General features: G+C 71.4%; 16 protein-coding genes and 1 pseudogene. 9 read left to right on the forward strand and 8 right to left on the reverse strand.

The features are described 5' to 3' along the window. Positions 1–975 carry a helix-turn-helix transcriptional regulator gene (locus AB0H84_RS15775; protein ID WP_357603818.1) on the forward strand — a complete coding sequence of 325 codons (975 nt, stop codon included), beginning with the start codon at positions 1–3 and terminating at the stop codon, positions 973–975. Between the two features lie 162 nt (positions 976–1,137). Continuing rightward, positions 1,138–1,701 (forward strand): hemerythrin domain-containing protein, encoded by a 564-nt coding sequence (locus tag AB0H84_RS15780; RefSeq protein ID WP_357603820.1) that lies wholly within the window; start codon positions 1,138–1,140, stop codon positions 1,699–1,701. 148 nt (positions 1,702–1,849) lie between these two features. Here the strand turns inward: AB0H84_RS15780 and AB0H84_RS15785 are convergent, their stop codons facing one another. From AB0H84_RS15785 to AB0H84_RS15800, 4 genes are all read right to left on the reverse strand, one after another. Further along, positions 1,850–2,242: a DUF3147 family protein gene (locus AB0H84_RS15785; RefSeq protein WP_357603822.1), complete on the reverse strand. Its 393-nt coding sequence runs from the start codon at positions 2,240–2,242 to the stop codon at positions 1,850–1,852. Beyond that, positions 2,239–2,580, reverse strand: coding sequence for a hypothetical protein (locus AB0H84_RS15790; protein WP_357603824.1), 342 nt, complete (start codon positions 2,578–2,580; stop codon positions 2,239–2,241). The genes AB0H84_RS15785 and AB0H84_RS15790 overlap by 4 nt, the downstream gene beginning before the upstream one ends. A gap of 97 nt (positions 2,581–2,677) precedes the next feature. Further along, positions 2,678–3,541, reverse strand: coding sequence for an SDR family oxidoreductase (locus tag AB0H84_RS15795; protein WP_357603826.1), 864 nt, complete (start codon positions 3,539–3,541; stop codon positions 2,678–2,680). A gap of 59 nt (positions 3,542–3,600) precedes the next feature. Then, positions 3,601–4,119 (reverse strand): DUF4142 domain-containing protein, encoded by a 519-nt coding sequence (locus tag AB0H84_RS15800; RefSeq protein WP_357603828.1) that lies wholly within the window; start codon positions 4,117–4,119, stop codon positions 3,601–3,603. Between the two features lie 814 nt (positions 4,120–4,933). Here AB0H84_RS15800 and AB0H84_RS15805 point away from each other — a divergent pair. Continuing rightward, entirely contained in the window at positions 4,934–5,518 is a 585-nt protein-coding gene (locus tag AB0H84_RS15805) for a hemerythrin domain-containing protein (RefSeq protein ID WP_357603830.1), read from the forward strand. A 347-nt stretch (positions 5,519–5,865) separates the two neighbouring features. Here the strand turns inward: AB0H84_RS15805 and AB0H84_RS15810 are convergent. Both AB0H84_RS15810 and AB0H84_RS15815 read right to left on the reverse strand, forming a co-directional pair. Then, positions 5,866–6,063: pseudogene (locus AB0H84_RS15810) on the reverse strand (FRG domain-containing protein); the annotation flags it as partial. 45 nt (positions 6,064–6,108) lie between these two features. Next, positions 6,109–7,419, reverse strand: a complete 1,311-nt coding sequence (locus tag AB0H84_RS15815; protein WP_357603832.1) for an ornithine decarboxylase — start codon at positions 7,417–7,419, stop codon at positions 6,109–6,111. A 327-nt stretch (positions 7,420–7,746) separates the two neighbouring features. On the opposite strand from AB0H84_RS15815, the gene AB0H84_RS15820 reads away from it, so the two are divergent. From AB0H84_RS15820 to AB0H84_RS15845, 6 genes are all read left to right on the forward strand, one after another. Further along, positions 7,747–8,349, forward strand: a complete 603-nt coding sequence (locus AB0H84_RS15820) for a hypothetical protein (RefSeq protein ID WP_357603834.1) — start codon at positions 7,747–7,749, stop codon at positions 8,347–8,349. Positions 8,350–8,457: 108 nt separating this feature from the next. Then, entirely contained in the window at positions 8,458–8,868 is a 411-nt protein-coding gene (locus AB0H84_RS15825) for a helix-turn-helix transcriptional regulator (RefSeq protein ID WP_357603836.1), read from the forward strand. An 11-nt stretch (positions 8,869–8,879) separates the two neighbouring features. Beyond that, the gene (modA, locus tag AB0H84_RS15830; RefSeq protein WP_357603838.1) at positions 8,880–9,671 is read left to right on the forward strand and encodes a molybdate ABC transporter substrate-binding protein; all 792 of its coding nucleotides are present in this window, start codon (positions 8,880–8,882) and stop codon (positions 9,669–9,671) included. Positions 9,672–9,676: 5 nt separating this feature from the next. Beyond that, on the forward strand, positions 9,677–10,498 hold the full coding sequence (locus AB0H84_RS15835) for an ABC transporter permease (RefSeq protein ID WP_357603840.1): 822 nt from the start codon (positions 9,677–9,679) through the stop codon (positions 10,496–10,498). After that, on the forward strand, positions 10,480–11,526 hold the full coding sequence (locus AB0H84_RS15840) for an ABC transporter ATP-binding protein (protein ID WP_357603842.1): 1,047 nt from the start codon (positions 10,480–10,482) through the stop codon (positions 11,524–11,526). Before AB0H84_RS15835 ends, AB0H84_RS15840 begins: the two co-directional genes overlap by 19 nt. Then, complete coding sequence (locus AB0H84_RS15845; protein ID WP_357603844.1) at positions 11,523–11,780, forward strand: hypothetical protein; 258 nt, start codon at positions 11,523–11,525, stop codon at positions 11,778–11,780. The genes AB0H84_RS15840 and AB0H84_RS15845 overlap by 4 nt, the downstream gene beginning before the upstream one ends. Here the strand turns inward: AB0H84_RS15845 and AB0H84_RS15850 are convergent. Both AB0H84_RS15850 and AB0H84_RS15855 read right to left on the reverse strand, forming a co-directional pair. Beyond that, entirely contained in the window at positions 11,726–12,826 is a 1,101-nt protein-coding gene (locus tag AB0H84_RS15850; RefSeq protein WP_357603845.1) for a methyltransferase, read from the reverse strand. The two genes, AB0H84_RS15845 and AB0H84_RS15850, sit on opposite strands and share 55 nt — an antisense overlap. A 103-nt stretch (positions 12,827–12,929) precedes the next feature. Then, a complete protein-coding gene (locus tag AB0H84_RS15855; protein ID WP_357603847.1) occupies positions 12,930–14,090 on the reverse strand; it encodes a serine hydrolase domain-containing protein in 1,161 nt (386 codons plus the stop codon). Between the last annotated feature and the right edge of the window lie 126 nt (positions 14,091–14,216).

A 14,216-nucleotide genomic window follows, 5' to 3' on the forward strand; every position in this document is an offset into this window, starting at 1 on the left:
ATGTTCTCCCTCGTTGTCGTTGTCGTCTCGCCCATCCTGGGCGGGGGCCGGGACGGGCGGGAGCGGAGCGTTCATCATGGGACCGCCGCTCCCTGGCTCGGCTCGCCGGCCGCCAGGCACTATGAAGGCATGCAACGTGAGCAGCTCGCCGACTTCCTGCGCCGCCGCCGCGAGGCGATCCGGCCGGCGGAGGTGGGGCTCGCCGACGGCCCCCACCGCCGCACCACCGGCCTGCGCCGGGAAGAGGTGGCGATGCTCGCCGGCATGTCGGTGGACTATGTCGTACGCCTCGAGCAGGGCCGCAGCAGCCAGCCCTCGACACAGCTGCTCGGCGCGCTGGCCCGGGCGTTGCGCCTGTCCGACGACGAGCGCGGCCACCTGTTCCGCCTGGCCGGCCACCGGCCACCGCCCGCCGACGGGGTGGCCCGCCTGGCTCGCGCCGGGCTGATGCGCATGCTCGACCTGCTCGGCGACACCCCGGCCCTGGTGCTGTCCGACCTGGGCGAGGTCCTGGCCCAGAACCGGGCGGCCGTCCTGCTGTCAGGCGATCAGACCGGCTTCTCCGGCGACCGGCGCTACGCCATATACCGCTGGTTCACCGAGCCCGCCGCACGCGCCGTCCGCCCGCCTGAGGAGCACGATCATCACGCCCGTCAGCTCGTGGCCGACCTGCGCGCGGCCACGGGCCGCCGGTCCGGCGACCCCGCGATCGCCGGGCTCGTCGTCCGTCTGCAGGCCGCCAGCGCCGACTTCCGGCAGCTCTGGGCCGAGCACGAGGTGGCGGTCCGGCGTGCCGACCGCAAGACCCTGCTGCACCCGCGGGTCGGCCGCCTGCTGATGGACTGCGAGACCCTGGTCACTCCCGACGAGGGTCAGCAGCTGGTGGTGCTCACCCCGGCGGACGCCGAGACCCGCGAGCGGCTGGAGTTGCTGCGGGTGCTCGGCACCGAGGAGTTTCGGTTTCTCCCCGGTTAATGCGACCCCCTTGTTCTCCCAACCCGGCGCCGCGCAGGTTTCAGCCGCTGTCAACGGGAACGGGGGCAGTGAGGCGCCCGTCGGCGTCGCTGACACGATCACCCGCGGCGCGGCGGCGGGGGCCCCATGACAAGCCGAACACCGATACCGAGGGAGGCGGTCATGGGCGCGCAGCAGGACATGATCGAGGTCCTGGTCACCGATCACCGCGAGGTCGAGCAGATGTTCACCCAGCTCGAGCAGCTGAGCGGGGACGGCGGCGAGCAGGCCAAGACGCTGGCCGAGAAGGTCGTCATCGAGCTGGTACGGCACTCCGTCGCCGAGGAGGAGTACCTCTACCCGACCGTACGCGAGCACGTGCCCGGCGGCGGCAAGCTGGCCGATCAGGAGATCGCCGAGCACGCCGACGCGGAGGAGACGATGAAGCGGCTGGAGGCGCTGGAGCCGGGCGAGACCGACTTCTGGCCCACCATCCAGCTCCTGATGGGCCAGATCCGGGCCCACGTCCGGGAGGAGGAGAACGACCTGTTCCCGCGCCTCCGTGAGGCGTGCCCGGCCGATCAGCTGGTCGAGCTGGGCGGCAAGGTGGAGCTGGCCAAGAAGATGGCACCCACGCGGCCGCACCCGTCCGCGCCGGACACCCCGCCCGCCAACAAGCTCCTGGCCCCGGGGGCCGGGCTGGTGGACCGCATCCGCGATGCCATTACCGGCCGAGGACGCTCCTAGCAGGTACGCGAACACGCGGACGGAGGCGAGATCGCCGGCTTACGGCCCAGTACACCCTGCGGGCGAGATCGCCGGCTTACGGCCCAGTGCACCCTGCGGGCGGGATCGCCGGCTTACGGCCCGGTGCACCCTGCGGGCGGCGAGTCGGTCAGCGGGTGCCGAACGCCTGGTAGAGGCCGCCGGCGATCGCCGCCCACGCCACGGTCGCGAGCCCCAGCCCCAGCGGCGCGGGCAGCCGGAGGGCCAGGGCCCACGCGCAGACGGCGAAGGCGATCATGCCGGTCGCGCCCAGCACCGCGCCGCGGGCATCCTGTACGGCGGGGTCGCGCCGGTGCTCCTCCTCTTCGAGAAGGGTCAGCGTGGCGGCCAGGATGGCCGGAAACGCCAGGAACACGCCGCCCGCGACCGGGCCCCAGAGCTCTCCGACCACGCCGGCGACCACCGAGACGAACGCGCCGAAGGCAAAGCGCACCACCAGCCCGCGCAGCGGAGTTTCCCGCAGCTTGGCCGGCTGGAACCGGATCCCGCCGCCGGCGCTCATGCGACCAGCGCCCAGCCCGCGCCCGCCACGGCGCCCCACACCACCAGCGCCGCCAGCGAACCCGCGAACGCCCCCAGGCGGCGCACGAGCGGCACGGCCACCGCGCAGTACGACACCAGCGCCACCGACCCGGCGATCATGCCGAGCGCGGACCCCGCAAGCGGAAGGCGCCCCTCATGCAGCACCGTCACCGTCATCCCGGCGATCGCCACAGCGGGAGCGGCGGCGAAGACGCCGGCGAACCGCTTGGGCGTCACCATCTCGCCGATCACGGCGAAGACCATCACGAGCAGGCCCCCGAGCAGTCCGCGCCCCACGATCCACCACACCTGGCTCATCGAAGGCCCCCGAGCGGCACGGCAGCGACGCCTCGGCGGCCCGCAGTCTCATCCCCCATGAACCATCAGTACCGCTGTCGGGCGGACACTACGCGCCTCAACCGGGCAGGGTCTCTCCGCCGATCGGGGCCAGGATCTCGCCCGTGTAGTACGACGAGAGGCGTCCGGCCGCGAAGAACACGTACGAGGGAGCGATCTCGTCGGGGTCGGCGGCCCGCTTCATCGGAACCTGCTTGCCGAACTGCTCCACCTTCTCCTCCGGCATGGTCGCCGGGATCAGGGGTGTCCAGACGGGCCCCGGGGCCACCGCGTTGACCCGGATGCCGCGCTCCACGAGGCTCTGCGCCATCGAATAGGTGAAGGCGTTGATCGCTCCCTTGGTGGCGGCGTAGTCGATGAGCGATTTGTTGCCGCGTAGCCCGTTGATCGACGAGGTGTTGATGATCGCCGAGCCCTCGCGCAGGTGCGGCAGCGCCGCCTTGGTGACACGGAAGAAGCTGTGGATGTTGACGTCGAAGGTGTGCTGCCACTGCTCCTCGGAGAGCTCCTCCAGTGCCTGGACGGGCTGCTGGTAGGCGACGTTGTTCACCACGATGTCCAGCCCGCCCAGCTCGGCGACGGTGCGCTCGACGACGGAGGCGCAGTGGTCGCGATCAGCGAGGTCGCCCGGGATCAGCACACATCGCCGGCCGGTGGCCTCCACCAGCTTCAGCGTGTGCCCGGCGTCCTCGTGCTCGCTCAGGTACGCGATCGCGACGTCGGCGCCCTCCTTGGCGAAGGCCACGGCCACCGCCCGGCCGATCCCCGAGTCGCCCCCGGTGATCAGAGCGCGCTTGCCTTCCAGCAGGCCGGTGCCGGTGTAGTGACGCATCTCGTCACGCGGCTCGGGCTCCATGCGTTCGGTGTGCCCGGGGTACGGCTGGTTCTGGGCGGGTGGCGTACTGTCCGGTTGTTCTGGCATGGGTGGCGCATGCCCGCGCCTGGCCACGTTTAACGCCTGATGCGAAAGGGCCCGCGTACCTACCTCCCGTCGTTGGCCTCCTCCGCCATGTCCAGGTGCATCTGGATGTCGGGCTTGGCCTCGGTGGCGAGTTTCTTGACTGCGGGCGAGGAACCCTCCCGCAGCTCTGCGGCGCCGTCGGCGAGAGTCTGGCGGTGCCCGGCGATCTGCGCGGCCAGCCATGCCCGGTCGAAGGCCGCCCCGCTGTGGGCAGCCACCTGCTTGAGCCGGCGACGCTGCTCAGGGCTCGGTCTGGCGGGAAGATCCACCCCTGCCTGCTCGGCCACCCGACGGACGTCGCGGTCCATCCTGGTGTGATCCGTGATGAGCTTGGCGCCCAGCTTGCGGACCGTTTCGCCGGCGGCCTTGTCCTGAGCGGCCTCGCCTGCCTGGATCTCGGCCAGATTGGCCTGGTGGGCCTGGTGCAGGAAGGTACGGTCCTGCTGGTTCGGCTCCGGTTGTGCGAGCGCGCCGGCAGCCGCCGGAGACATCGCGGACGCGGAGACGGCCAGCATGATGAGAATGGTGCTCCTGGACATGGATACCCCCTCCACCGGTCGGTTGCCGGTGTCGAGGTGCTGCCCTCAGCTGACCTGCACGAACTCGAACGCAATCGAACTCGACGCGTTGATGGCGCGGGCATGGAGATCAGTCATGGAGGGAGCGTCTCATGCCCGGCCTCGATGACGGATCGGGTTCGCCGTTCGGGCGCCGCCATCGCCACCGAGGCGGCGGACCGCGCATCCCGCAATGCCGGCCGCCGGTGTGGCCGGTAGGAGAGCCGCCGCTGGGGCCGGCAGTGGCGTCCGCCCGCAGGGGAACGCCTCATGGCGGGTGGTGCGGGTGCGGGTGAGGCGGCGCGCTCCTGGGGAGGGCGTTCAGGTTCGGGGGGAGGGGGCGTAGCAGGCTGGGGCAGCAGCGCCTCTTCCAGAACTTGCATGAGCATCAGGCAGATCAATCCCACCACGGGGACGGCCAACGCCAATACAAAAATGGGTCTGCACCTCCCCCGTCATTGCCTGCGCGTACCGGCTCGCGGGCATGCTCCGAGCCTACGTCGCCCATCACCGCTCCACAGATCCGCACGATGACATCGGGTCGGCAACGCCACGATCTTTCACCTCCACGGTGAAGGGCGGCGGCCACCACATCGGGGTTGGGCCGGCGGCCGCCCACGTCTGCTGGGGTACCTCTGCCCGCTACCGCTCACGATCCGGGCTAAACCGGGCACACGGCATGAGCTGCCACGATTCTTCCGATTCTCTCCTCGCCGAACGTTCCGGAGTCGGTAAGGCCGGGCGTGGCGGGCCGGGCCAGGGGTAGACACCGGCGGTATCCGAGAGGAGATCGATCATGGCCACCCAGAAGACGATGCCGGAGACGATGGGCGAGAGCGACGTCATCGACCTGCTGCTGGCTCAGCACGCGATGATCAGGGACCTGTTCGACGAGGTCGAGCAGGCCACGCCGGACCGTCGGGGCGAGGCCTTCACCCGGCTGGTGCGGCTGCTGGCCGTACACGAGACGGCCGAGGAAGAGATCGTGCACCCCTACGCCCGCGGCAAGATCGACGGAGGCGACGCCGTCGTCGACGACCGCCTGGCCGAGGAGAACCAGGCCAAGCAGCTCCTCCAGCAGATGGACAAGGCCGGCCCCGGCGCGCCCGACTTCGCCGAGAAGCTCGCCGTGCTACGTGCCGCCGTCGAAGCTCACGCCCGCAGCGAGGAGCGGTACGAGTTCACCCAACTGCGCGGCCACACCACCGAGGCGGAGCGCCGGGCCATGGCCCTCGGTGTGAAAGCCGCGGAGGCGATGGCTCCCACCCACCCGCACCCCGGCACGGAATCGGCGACCAAGAACCTGCTCATGGGCGCTCCCATCGCGATGATGGACCGGGTCCGCGACGTGATCAGGCAGGCCATGGGCAAGCAGGGCTGACCCGGCGCCACCATGGCCTCGACGCCGGTCGAGAAACGGATTGGATGCCGCTCCAACCACTGCTCGAGCTGGAGCGTCGGGTCGGAGAAGGCCGACAGCACCGACGACTGGTTGACGACGCGCTCGTCCAGCGACGGCGGCTCGAAGAACGCCAGGAACGGCTCCTCCTCGCCCAGCCGGTCGAAGCAGGCGAGGTTGGGAGCGCTTTTCGCGAGCATCTCCGTGGTGAACAGGAGTGCTCCTTCCTCCTCGAGTGCCTGGCGCAGCGGCTCCGGCAGCAGCCGGTGCGCGCACGCGCAGTCCACCGCGAGCAGCACCGCGTCCTCGTCGGGCCACGACGCGGTCGCGAAGTGCAGGGCCACCAACGGGGAGAAGGTCCAGTCCAGCAGCCGGGTGGGCAGGCCGTGGTGCTGGCCCAGCGCCAGCCAGTCCCAGATCGTCGGCCCCGGCGCCTGCCGGTGCGCGTGCAGCGGCCCGTCACCGCGACCGGCCTCGCTGATCGCGTCATCCAGCTCCCTCCAGGAGGACACCGCGCCCAGATCCACTCGAATCCCTCCCCCACATACGCCGAACGCTGCCGCGCACCCGCGTCAACGGTCCCCGGCCACCACACGGATGGTGCTCAGGGAGGCGTCGGCCGCGTCCGGTACGACCATGCCGCCCTCGACGCCGCTGTGCAGGTACCGCAGGACCTTCTCGGTCAGGCGCTCCCCCGGCAGTGCGGCCGGAATGCCGGGCGGGTAGGGGGTGAGCAGTTCGGCGACGACGCGACCGGCGGCCTGCTGCCACGGAACGTGGTCGATCCGGGCGAAGAACGCCTCGCGCGGCACCATGGCCTGCTCCAGCCGCAGCTCGGCCGGCGAGGGGAGCTCCACGTGCGGCGGGGGCGGCAGCTCGGTGGCGCGCCCGCTGAGATCCTGCAACGCGGCGAGCAGCGCCTCCGTCGTCTGCCCGTCGTCGGCGTGCGTGAGCTGCACGCCGACCCGGCGGTGGTCGGCGAGGCCGACGTTGATCGCGTGGTGTTCGCGCAGCCAGTCGGCGATCTGGTAGCCGCCCGTCCCCAGGGCGCTCACGTCGACGACCAACTGCAGCGGGTCGGCGTCGAAGGCCCGCCCGGGACCGCAGAAGTCGTCGCGGCCATGCACGTGCAGCCCCTCGACGGCCTCGATGCGCGAGCGCACCTTCTCGGCCAGCTCCAGCACGCGGTCGTACATGGCGCGACCGTGTTCGACCATCTGGCGGCGCCAGCCGTCCAGCGCGGCATAGACCAGGACTGACGGGCTCGTGGTGCTGAACAGGTCCGCGCGCTCCTTGAGCAGCTCCGGCTGGACCAGATCGCCCTGCAGGTGGAAGACCGAGCTCTGCTCCAGGCCGGAACCCATCTTGTGAATGCTGGTGACGCACACGTCGGCACCGGCGTCCATGGCCCAGGTCGGCAGATCGGGGTGGAACGGGAGGTGAGCGCCCCATGCCTCGTCCACGATCAGCGGTTTCCCGCGCTCGTGGCAGATCCGCGCGAGCGTGGCGAGATCGGTGCAGGTGCCGTACGGGGTGGGGGTCACCACCAGAGCGCCTCGCGCGTCGGGATGCTCGTCGAACGCCTCGGCGAACGCCTGTGGCGAGGGCGGGTGAGCCAGGTGCAGCTCCTCGTCCCATTGCGGCTCCACCCATACCGGGCGGATCCCGGCCAGCACCAGGCCCGCCACCACGGACTTGTGGGCGTCCCTGCCGATCAGCAGCTTCTCGCCCGGTCCCGCCACCGCCAACATCGCCGCCTTGACGGACAGGGAGCTGCCGCAGGTGGAGAAGAACGTCTGTTTAGCGCCGACCGCATCGGCCATCAACTGCTCGGCCTGCTCCAGGACCTTTCCGGAGGACCTGCGATCATCGAGACCGCCCACCGCGAGAACGTCGGAACGGAAGACCGCCTCGCCGAGCACCGCTGACCCGCGGATCGACGCCCCGGCCCTGCTTGTGGCCGGGCGGGGTGAAAGGCAACTGTCCGCTGTCGTGGTACGCCTGCAACGCCTGCAGCACCGGCGCCTGTGAATGATTCATGGGGCCGCACTTGCCCAGCCGTCACCTCGGAAACAACAGCCGTCGTCGCCATCGGCCCAGGTCGGCGTCGCTTTGCGGCCCGGCTCGTGCGTCCGGCTCCGCCGAACCCACTGTGGTCGTCGAGGCACGGATGCGCGAACCAAGCCGTTCCCGCCGGCGTCCAACGATTCATGATCAGCGTGGCACTCTCCTTACTGCTGGCCTTCTCCCCGGCGACCGTGACCGAGATCCCGAAGAATTTCCTGCTCACCGAACCCGACGCGCGCAGGCGCCTCGACCCCATGGAGGCGGCAGAACACGGCTACAGGATCAGCGACAAACTCACCGCGCCATTGGAGCTGAACCCGTGCTGGCACCGGCGCGCCGTCGACCGCGACAGGGTGGCGGCCCGTACGATCACGCACTGGTCCAGCGCCCCCAGCGGCTCCTCCGAACAGCTCGTCATCTACCGGAGTCCCCGTGCCGCCCATGCCGCGCTCACCCACCTGCGCGCCGAGGTCAAGCGGTGCGCCCGCAAGGGCGACCCGGCGTCGCCCGAACTCAAGATCCGGTGGCGTACGACCAAGGTCAAGGTGGGCGACGAGGCCGCGGGCATGGGCTTCCGGACCTGGCAGGACGGCGACGTCAACGAGACGATCACCGGCGTGGCCGCGCGCCGGGGCAGCGCACTGATGATCTACACGACCTCCGAGGGATCCTACGAGCCCGGCGGGCTGACCAAGGCCGCCAGGAAGATGGCCGCCAAGGTGTGCAGGTTGCCCGGCGTCTGCTGACCCCGCCCCATCTCCTTGCGAATGCCAGGACAGGAGCCTGGATCGGGCCGCTGTTGCGATAGGGCACCGGTATTCAGGTTGGCATCTGCGAAAGGTATCGTGAGGGCTGTGACGACGTTCCGGATCAGCGAGGCCGCCGCGCTGCTCGGGGTCAGCTCCGACACCGTCCGCCGCTGGGTGGACGCGGGCCGGCTGACTGCCGAGCGGGACGAGCACGGCCACCGGCAGGTGGACGGCGCCGAGCTGGCCGCCTTCGCCCGTGCCCAGGTCGAGGCGGTGGACGGCGGGCGCTCCTCGGCACGCAATCGCTTCCGCGGGATCGTGACCGAGGTGATCCGGGACGCGGTGATGGCGCAGGTGGAGATCGCCGCGGGGCCGTTCCGGGTGGTGTCGCTGATGAGCCGCCAGGCCGCCGACGAGCTGGGCCTGGAGGCGGGGGTGGTGGCGGTCGCCGTGATCAAGTCCACCAACGTCGTCGTGGAGATCCCGAGTCACGAACGCGTGGCCACCGGCCAGTGAGGAGCCCCACCTTGGTCTTCAATCGGTTCTCCGGGTGGGTCGTCGCCCTGCCCGTCGCGCTCGCACTGGGGTTGTCGGGGTGCGGCTCGGGCGAGAGCGAGCCGGCCGCCTCCGCCGGCGGCGGCAATGCGGCGAAGACGGTGACGGTGTTCGCGGCGGCGTCGCTGACCGGTACGTTCACCGTGCTCGGCAAGACCTTCGAGGCCGCCCATCCGGGCACGACGGTGAAGTTCAACTTCGGCTCCAGCGCGACCCTGGCCCAGCAGATCGTCCAGGGCGCGCCGGCCGACGTGTTCGCCGCGGCCAGCCCGGCCACGATGAAGACGGTCACCGACGCCTCCCTGGCGAGCGCGCCGACGACCTTCGTCCGCAACAAGCTGCAGATCGCCGTGCCCGCGGACAATCCGGCCAAGGTGGACGAGCTCAAGGACCTGGCCGACCCGAAGGTGAAGGTGGCGCTCTGCGCCGAGCAGGTGCCGTGCGGGGCGGCGGCGGTCAAGGCGCTGGGCGCGGCCGGGCTCAAGGTCACGCCGGTCACCCTGGAGCAGGACGTCAAGGCCACGCTGACCAAGGTGGAGCTGGGTGAGGTGGACGCGGCACTCGTCTACCGGACGGACGTGATCGCCTCGGCGGGCAAGGTGCAGGGCGTCGAGTTCCCGGAGGCGGACCAGGCGATCAACGACTACCCGATCGCCGCCCTCGCGAAGGCTCCTGCGGGTGAGCCGGCCAGGCAGTTCGTGGACCTGGTGCTGTCGCAGCAGGGCAAGGACGTGCTGACCAAGGCCGGTTTCGAGGCGCCCTGATCCGGATGGCCACCTCCAAGCGCCGCTCGGCGTCATCCGGTCAGGCCTCCGGCCGCCTGCCCTGGATGCTGGTGCTGCCCGCGGTGGCCGGGCTGGCGTTCCTGGTGCTGCCGCTGGCCGGGCTGCTGGTCCGCGCGCCCTGGCCCACGCTGCTGGAGCGGCTCGCCGAGCCGCAGGTGCTGGAGGCGCTGCGGCTGTCGCTGGTGTGCGCGACCATCGCGACGGCGCTGTGCCTGGTGTTCGGGGTGCCGCTGGCCTGGCTGCTGGCCCGGGTCGACTTCCCCGGGGTGCGGGTGGTGCGGGCCCTGGTGACCGTGCCGCTGGTGCTGCCCCCTGTGGTCGGCGGCGTGGCGCTGCTGCTGGTGCTGGGGCGGCGCGGGCTGATCGGGCAGTGGCTGGCGGCCACGTTCGGGGTGACGTTGCCGTTCACCACCGCGGGCGTGATCGTGGCGGAGGCGTTCGTGGCGATGCCGTTCCTGGTCATCAGCGTGGAGGGCGCGCTGCGTGGCGCCGACCGGCGCTTCGAGGAGGCCGCCGCGACGCTCGGGGCCTCGCGCTGGACCGTCTTCCGCCGCGTCACCCTGCCGCTCATCATGCCGGGTGTCGTGGCCGGGGCGGTGCTGTGCTGGGCGCGGGCGCTGGGCGAGTTCGGCGCCACGATCACGTTCGCGGGCAACTTCCCGGGCACCACCCGCACCATGCCGCTGGCGGTCTACCTGGCGCTGGAGAGCGAGCCGGAGGCGGCCATCGTGCTCAGCCTCGTCCTGCTGACCGTCTCGGTCGTCATCCTGGCCAGCCTGCGCGATCGGTGGGTGAGCACGCCGTGACGCTCCACGCCCACCTGGTCGTCACCCGGCCCGCGTTCACGCTGGACCTCACCCTGGAGGTCGCCCCGGGCGAGGTGGTCGCGCTGCTCGGCCCCAACGGCGCCGGCAAGACCACCGCGCTGCGCGCTCTGGCCGGGCTGACGGCGATGACCGGCGGGCAGATCAGCCTCGGCGGCCGGCCCCTGCACACCCTGGCCGCCGAAGAGCGCCCGATCGGCATGGTCTTCCAGGACTACCTGCTCTTCCCGCACCTGTCCGCCCTGGACAACGTCGCCTTCGGCCCGCGCTGCCAGGGCCTGTCCAAGGCCGGGGCCCGGCGCACCGCCGCCGCGCTCCTCGAGCGCGTGGGCCTCGCCGAGCACGCCGGGGCCAAGCCCCGGCAGCTCTCCGGTGGCCAGGCGCAGCGGGTCGCGCTGGCGCGGGCGCTGGCCGTCGAGCCGCGCCTGCTGCTGCTGGACGAGCCGCTGGCCGCGCTGGACGCCCACACCCGGCTGGAGGTCCGCTCCCAGCTCCGCCGCCACCTGGCCGACTTCGACGGCGCGACCGTGCTGGTCACCCACGATCCGCTGGACGCGATGGTGCTGGCCGACCGGCTGATCGTCATCGAGAACGGCGCCGTCGTCCAGCAGGGCTCCCCGGCCGAGGTCGCCCGCCGCCCGCGTACCGACTACGTGGCCCGCCTGGTCGGGCTCAACCTCTACCGAGGGGTGGCCGACGGGGGCCGGGTCAAGGTGGGCGAGCTGCTGATCAGCACGTCCGACCCGCTGGAGGGGCCCGCCTTCGTCGCGTTCGCGCCGGCGGCCGTGGCGCTCTACCGCTCCCGCCCGGACGGCAGCCCGCGCAACGTCTGGCAGGCTCGCGTCGAGGGCGTCGAACGCCACGGCGACAACGTACGTGTCCATCTCGACGGCCCCATCACCGCCTTCGCCGACATCACTCCCGCCGCCCTGGCGGACCTCGACCTGACCCCCGGCCAGACGATCTGGGCCTCGGTCAAGGCCACCGAGACCCACGCGTACCCGGCATGAGCACCGAACGGCGCGACGACGGCCACGACCGCAACGCCATCTGCCTGGGCGGCCCCTGCCACGGCCTGCTCACGCACATCGACCAGGACATCGGCGTCCTCGTCGTCCCCGTGCCGCGCCGCTCCCCCGACGCACCCGAGGTGTGCGCCCGCTACCGCATCACCCGCGAGCGGGTCCGCTACTGCGGCCAGGTCGAGCCCTACATCGCCCTGCGCTGGGCCGATCCGCCTCCGCCCTGCTCCTGCGGCGCCTGACCTCCGGCCCGCAGGTCGAGGACGACGTGTCCGAGCGGGGTGCGGTGGGCGTCGGCGAGGTCCAGCCCGGCCCCGGCGGCGAGGGCGACGTACTCCTCGACGGTGCGCTCGCGGCCGCCGCTGAGCACGAGCATGCGCAGGTTCATCTCGGCGAACATGGCCGGGTCGGCACCCGAACCGCCGGATGAATCGATCACCACGACCCGTCCGTGCTGTCCGGCCGCTTCGGCGCACCGGCGCAGGATCAGCAGGGCGTCGTCGTCGCTCCAGTCGTGCACCACCCGCCTGAGGACGTACACATCGGCCCCGGCGGGCAGCGGATCGAAGAAACTCTGGCCGGCGAACGCGCAGCGCGTGTCCAGCCCGCGTTCGGCCAGGTACTGCCGGCCTCGATCCACCGTCTCCGGCAGATCCACGAGCGTGGCCCGGATGTCCGGGTTCGCGCGCAGCACCTCGGCGAGCAGGGCGCCGGTGCCGCCGCCGACGTCGACCACGTGCCGCACGCCGGACCAGTCGTATCCGCCGGCCGCGTCGGCGACGTAGTCAGCGCCGGCGGCCATCGTCGCGTCGAAGGACACGCTCAGCTGTGGGTTCGCGGCGAGATGGTGCCAGAACGGGGCGCCGAAGACCGTCTCCCACGCCGGTCGCCCCGTGCGGACCGTGTGCAGCAGACCGGTGAACGCCAGGTCCATCTGCCCGCCGAAGGCTGCCAGGTCGAGCTGCGCCCGCATCCCGGAAGGGTGGTCGGAGGCCAGCAGCGCGGCGGGCTCGTTGACCGCGAACCTGCCCGGCTCGCGTTCGGTGAAGACACCGTGGCAGACCAGGTGACGCAGCAGCCTGCCCAGCGCGTCCGCGTCGGTGTCGGACCGGCGGGCCAGCTCCTCGACGGGCACCGCCTCGTCGGCCATCAGATCGGTCAGGCCCAGCGTGGCCGCGACCCGTACCGCCATCGGCGTGACCAGGTCCATCACGGGTGCCAGTACTTCCCATGCCGTTTCCCATGCCGACGGCCGGCCTTGCTCGTGCCCGGTGCTGGTCACCGCCACGACCCGCTCCTCTCGTGGGATCAGGGCTCGCTTTGCCCGGAAGCTACCACGCGATCGATCCGCCCGGTCTTGGACGAATGGGAGCCCGGCTGCCAGGAGGCGGTCACCGGCAGAGGGCGGTGTCCATCGCGTCGATCACGTGCTGCATGGCCTTCTCGGAGCCGGGCAGCGCCGTGACGGCGACGGTGGCGGCCCGGCCGTCCTCGGTCACCCCGTTGCGGGTCTCGTAGCCGTCGATGTCGCCGCCGTGCCCCCAGGCGACGTCGCCGCAGGTCAGTCGCATCTTGATCAGGCCGAGCCCGTACTCCCAGCCGGCCGGGAAACCGGGCGCCTTCACCGTGTCCTTCATGGCCGCGAGTTGCTCCGGCTTGAGCAGCTCGCCGTCCATCAGCGCGCTCATGAACCGGTTGACGTCGCTCGGGGTGGCGATCAGCTGCCCGGCCGCCCACCCCCAGGACGGGTCCAGGTTCGTGATGTCCACCAGCTTGCCGCCCGGCTTCTCCGATCCGTACCCCTTCGGGTGACGCCCGCGGATCGTCTGGTCCCGCTTGGCCGGCCAGTACGTGTGCCGCAGCCCGATCGGCTTGATGATCCGGTCGTTGAGCTCATCGCTCAGCGGCCGCCCGGTGACCTTCTCGATCAGCAGACCGAGCAGGACGTATCCGGTGTTGCTGTACTCCCAGCTCTTGCCCGGCGCGAACGACGCCTTGTGCGCGAACGACATCTTCAGCAGGTCCTGGGGCGAGCGGTAGACATCACGTGTCTCGAACGCGCTGGGTATCCAGCGGGTGTAGTTCGGCAGGCCGCTGGTGTGCTGCAGCAGCTGCCGTACCGTGATCTTCCTGCCGTCGATGCCCTTGCCGCGGACCACCTTCGGCAGGTACGTCTCGATCGGCTCGTCCAGGCCGACCTTGCCCTCGCCGACGAGCTGCAGCACCGCCACCGCGGTGAACATCTTGGTGTTGCTGCCGATCCGCACCCAACCGTCGACCGGGACCTTCGCCCTGGTCGTCAGATCCGCGACCCCGGCGGTGTAGTTGCGGGTCCGCCCCTTGCCGTCCTGCACCGCGGCCAGCGCCGCCGGGAACTTGTCCTTCGCGACCAGCCCGTCCAGCTTCTTCTGCACGACCTGGTCGCCGCGGTCGAGGCCGCTGGCCGCGGCGGCCGGCGTCCCCGCCACGACCAGCCCTGCCAGCCCGGTCAGCGCCGCCGCCAGAACCCGCGCGCGCCGGGAGGACTGCGACTCGGAAGAGATACGCGACATGGAAATGCTCCTGATGTCTTGGTGGGGGTCGTCCGCTTCGAACATCACCCAGCATGTCGACGGAGGACGCCATTGATCGATCCCGCCCACTGGAGCATTCAGGTACGGCCAGCCCTACCTCCCTGA

It is taken from the genome of Nonomuraea sp. NPDC050786 (assembly GCF_040654115.1).
Lineage (GTDB): Bacteria > Actinomycetota > Actinomycetes > Streptosporangiales > Streptosporangiaceae > Nonomuraea.

Coding starts and splice junctions, on each gene's coding strand:
- AB0H84_RS15775 (WP_357603818.1), top strand. CDS start 1: ATGTTCTCCCTCGTTGTCGTTGTCGTCTCGCCCATCCTGGGCGGGGGC.
- AB0H84_RS15780 (WP_357603820.1), top strand. CDS start 1,138: ATGGGCGCGCAGCAGGACATGATCGAGGTCCTGGTCACCGATCACCGC.
- AB0H84_RS15785 (WP_357603822.1), bottom strand. CDS start 2,242: ATGAGCGCCGGCGGCGGGATCCGGTTCCAGCCGGCCAAGCTGCGGGAA.
- AB0H84_RS15790 (WP_357603824.1), bottom strand. CDS start 2,580: ATGAGCCAGGTGTGGTGGATCGTGGGGCGCGGACTGCTCGGGGGCCTG.
- AB0H84_RS15795 (WP_357603826.1), bottom strand. CDS start 3,541: ATGCCAGAACAACCGGACAGTACGCCACCCGCCCAGAACCAGCCGTAC.
- AB0H84_RS15800 (WP_357603828.1), bottom strand. CDS start 4,119: ATGTCCAGGAGCACCATTCTCATCATGCTGGCCGTCTCCGCGTCCGCG.
- AB0H84_RS15805 (WP_357603830.1), top strand. CDS start 4,934: ATGGCCACCCAGAAGACGATGCCGGAGACGATGGGCGAGAGCGACGTC.
- AB0H84_RS15820 (WP_357603834.1), top strand. CDS start 7,747: ATGATCAGCGTGGCACTCTCCTTACTGCTGGCCTTCTCCCCGGCGACC.
- AB0H84_RS15835 (WP_357603840.1), top strand. CDS start 9,677: ATGGCCACCTCCAAGCGCCGCTCGGCGTCATCCGGTCAGGCCTCCGGC.
- AB0H84_RS15845 (WP_357603844.1), top strand. CDS start 11,523: ATGAGCACCGAACGGCGCGACGACGGCCACGACCGCAACGCCATCTGC.
- AB0H84_RS15855 (WP_357603847.1), bottom strand. CDS start 14,090: ATGTCGCGTATCTCTTCCGAGTCGCAGTCCTCCCGGCGCGCGCGGGTT.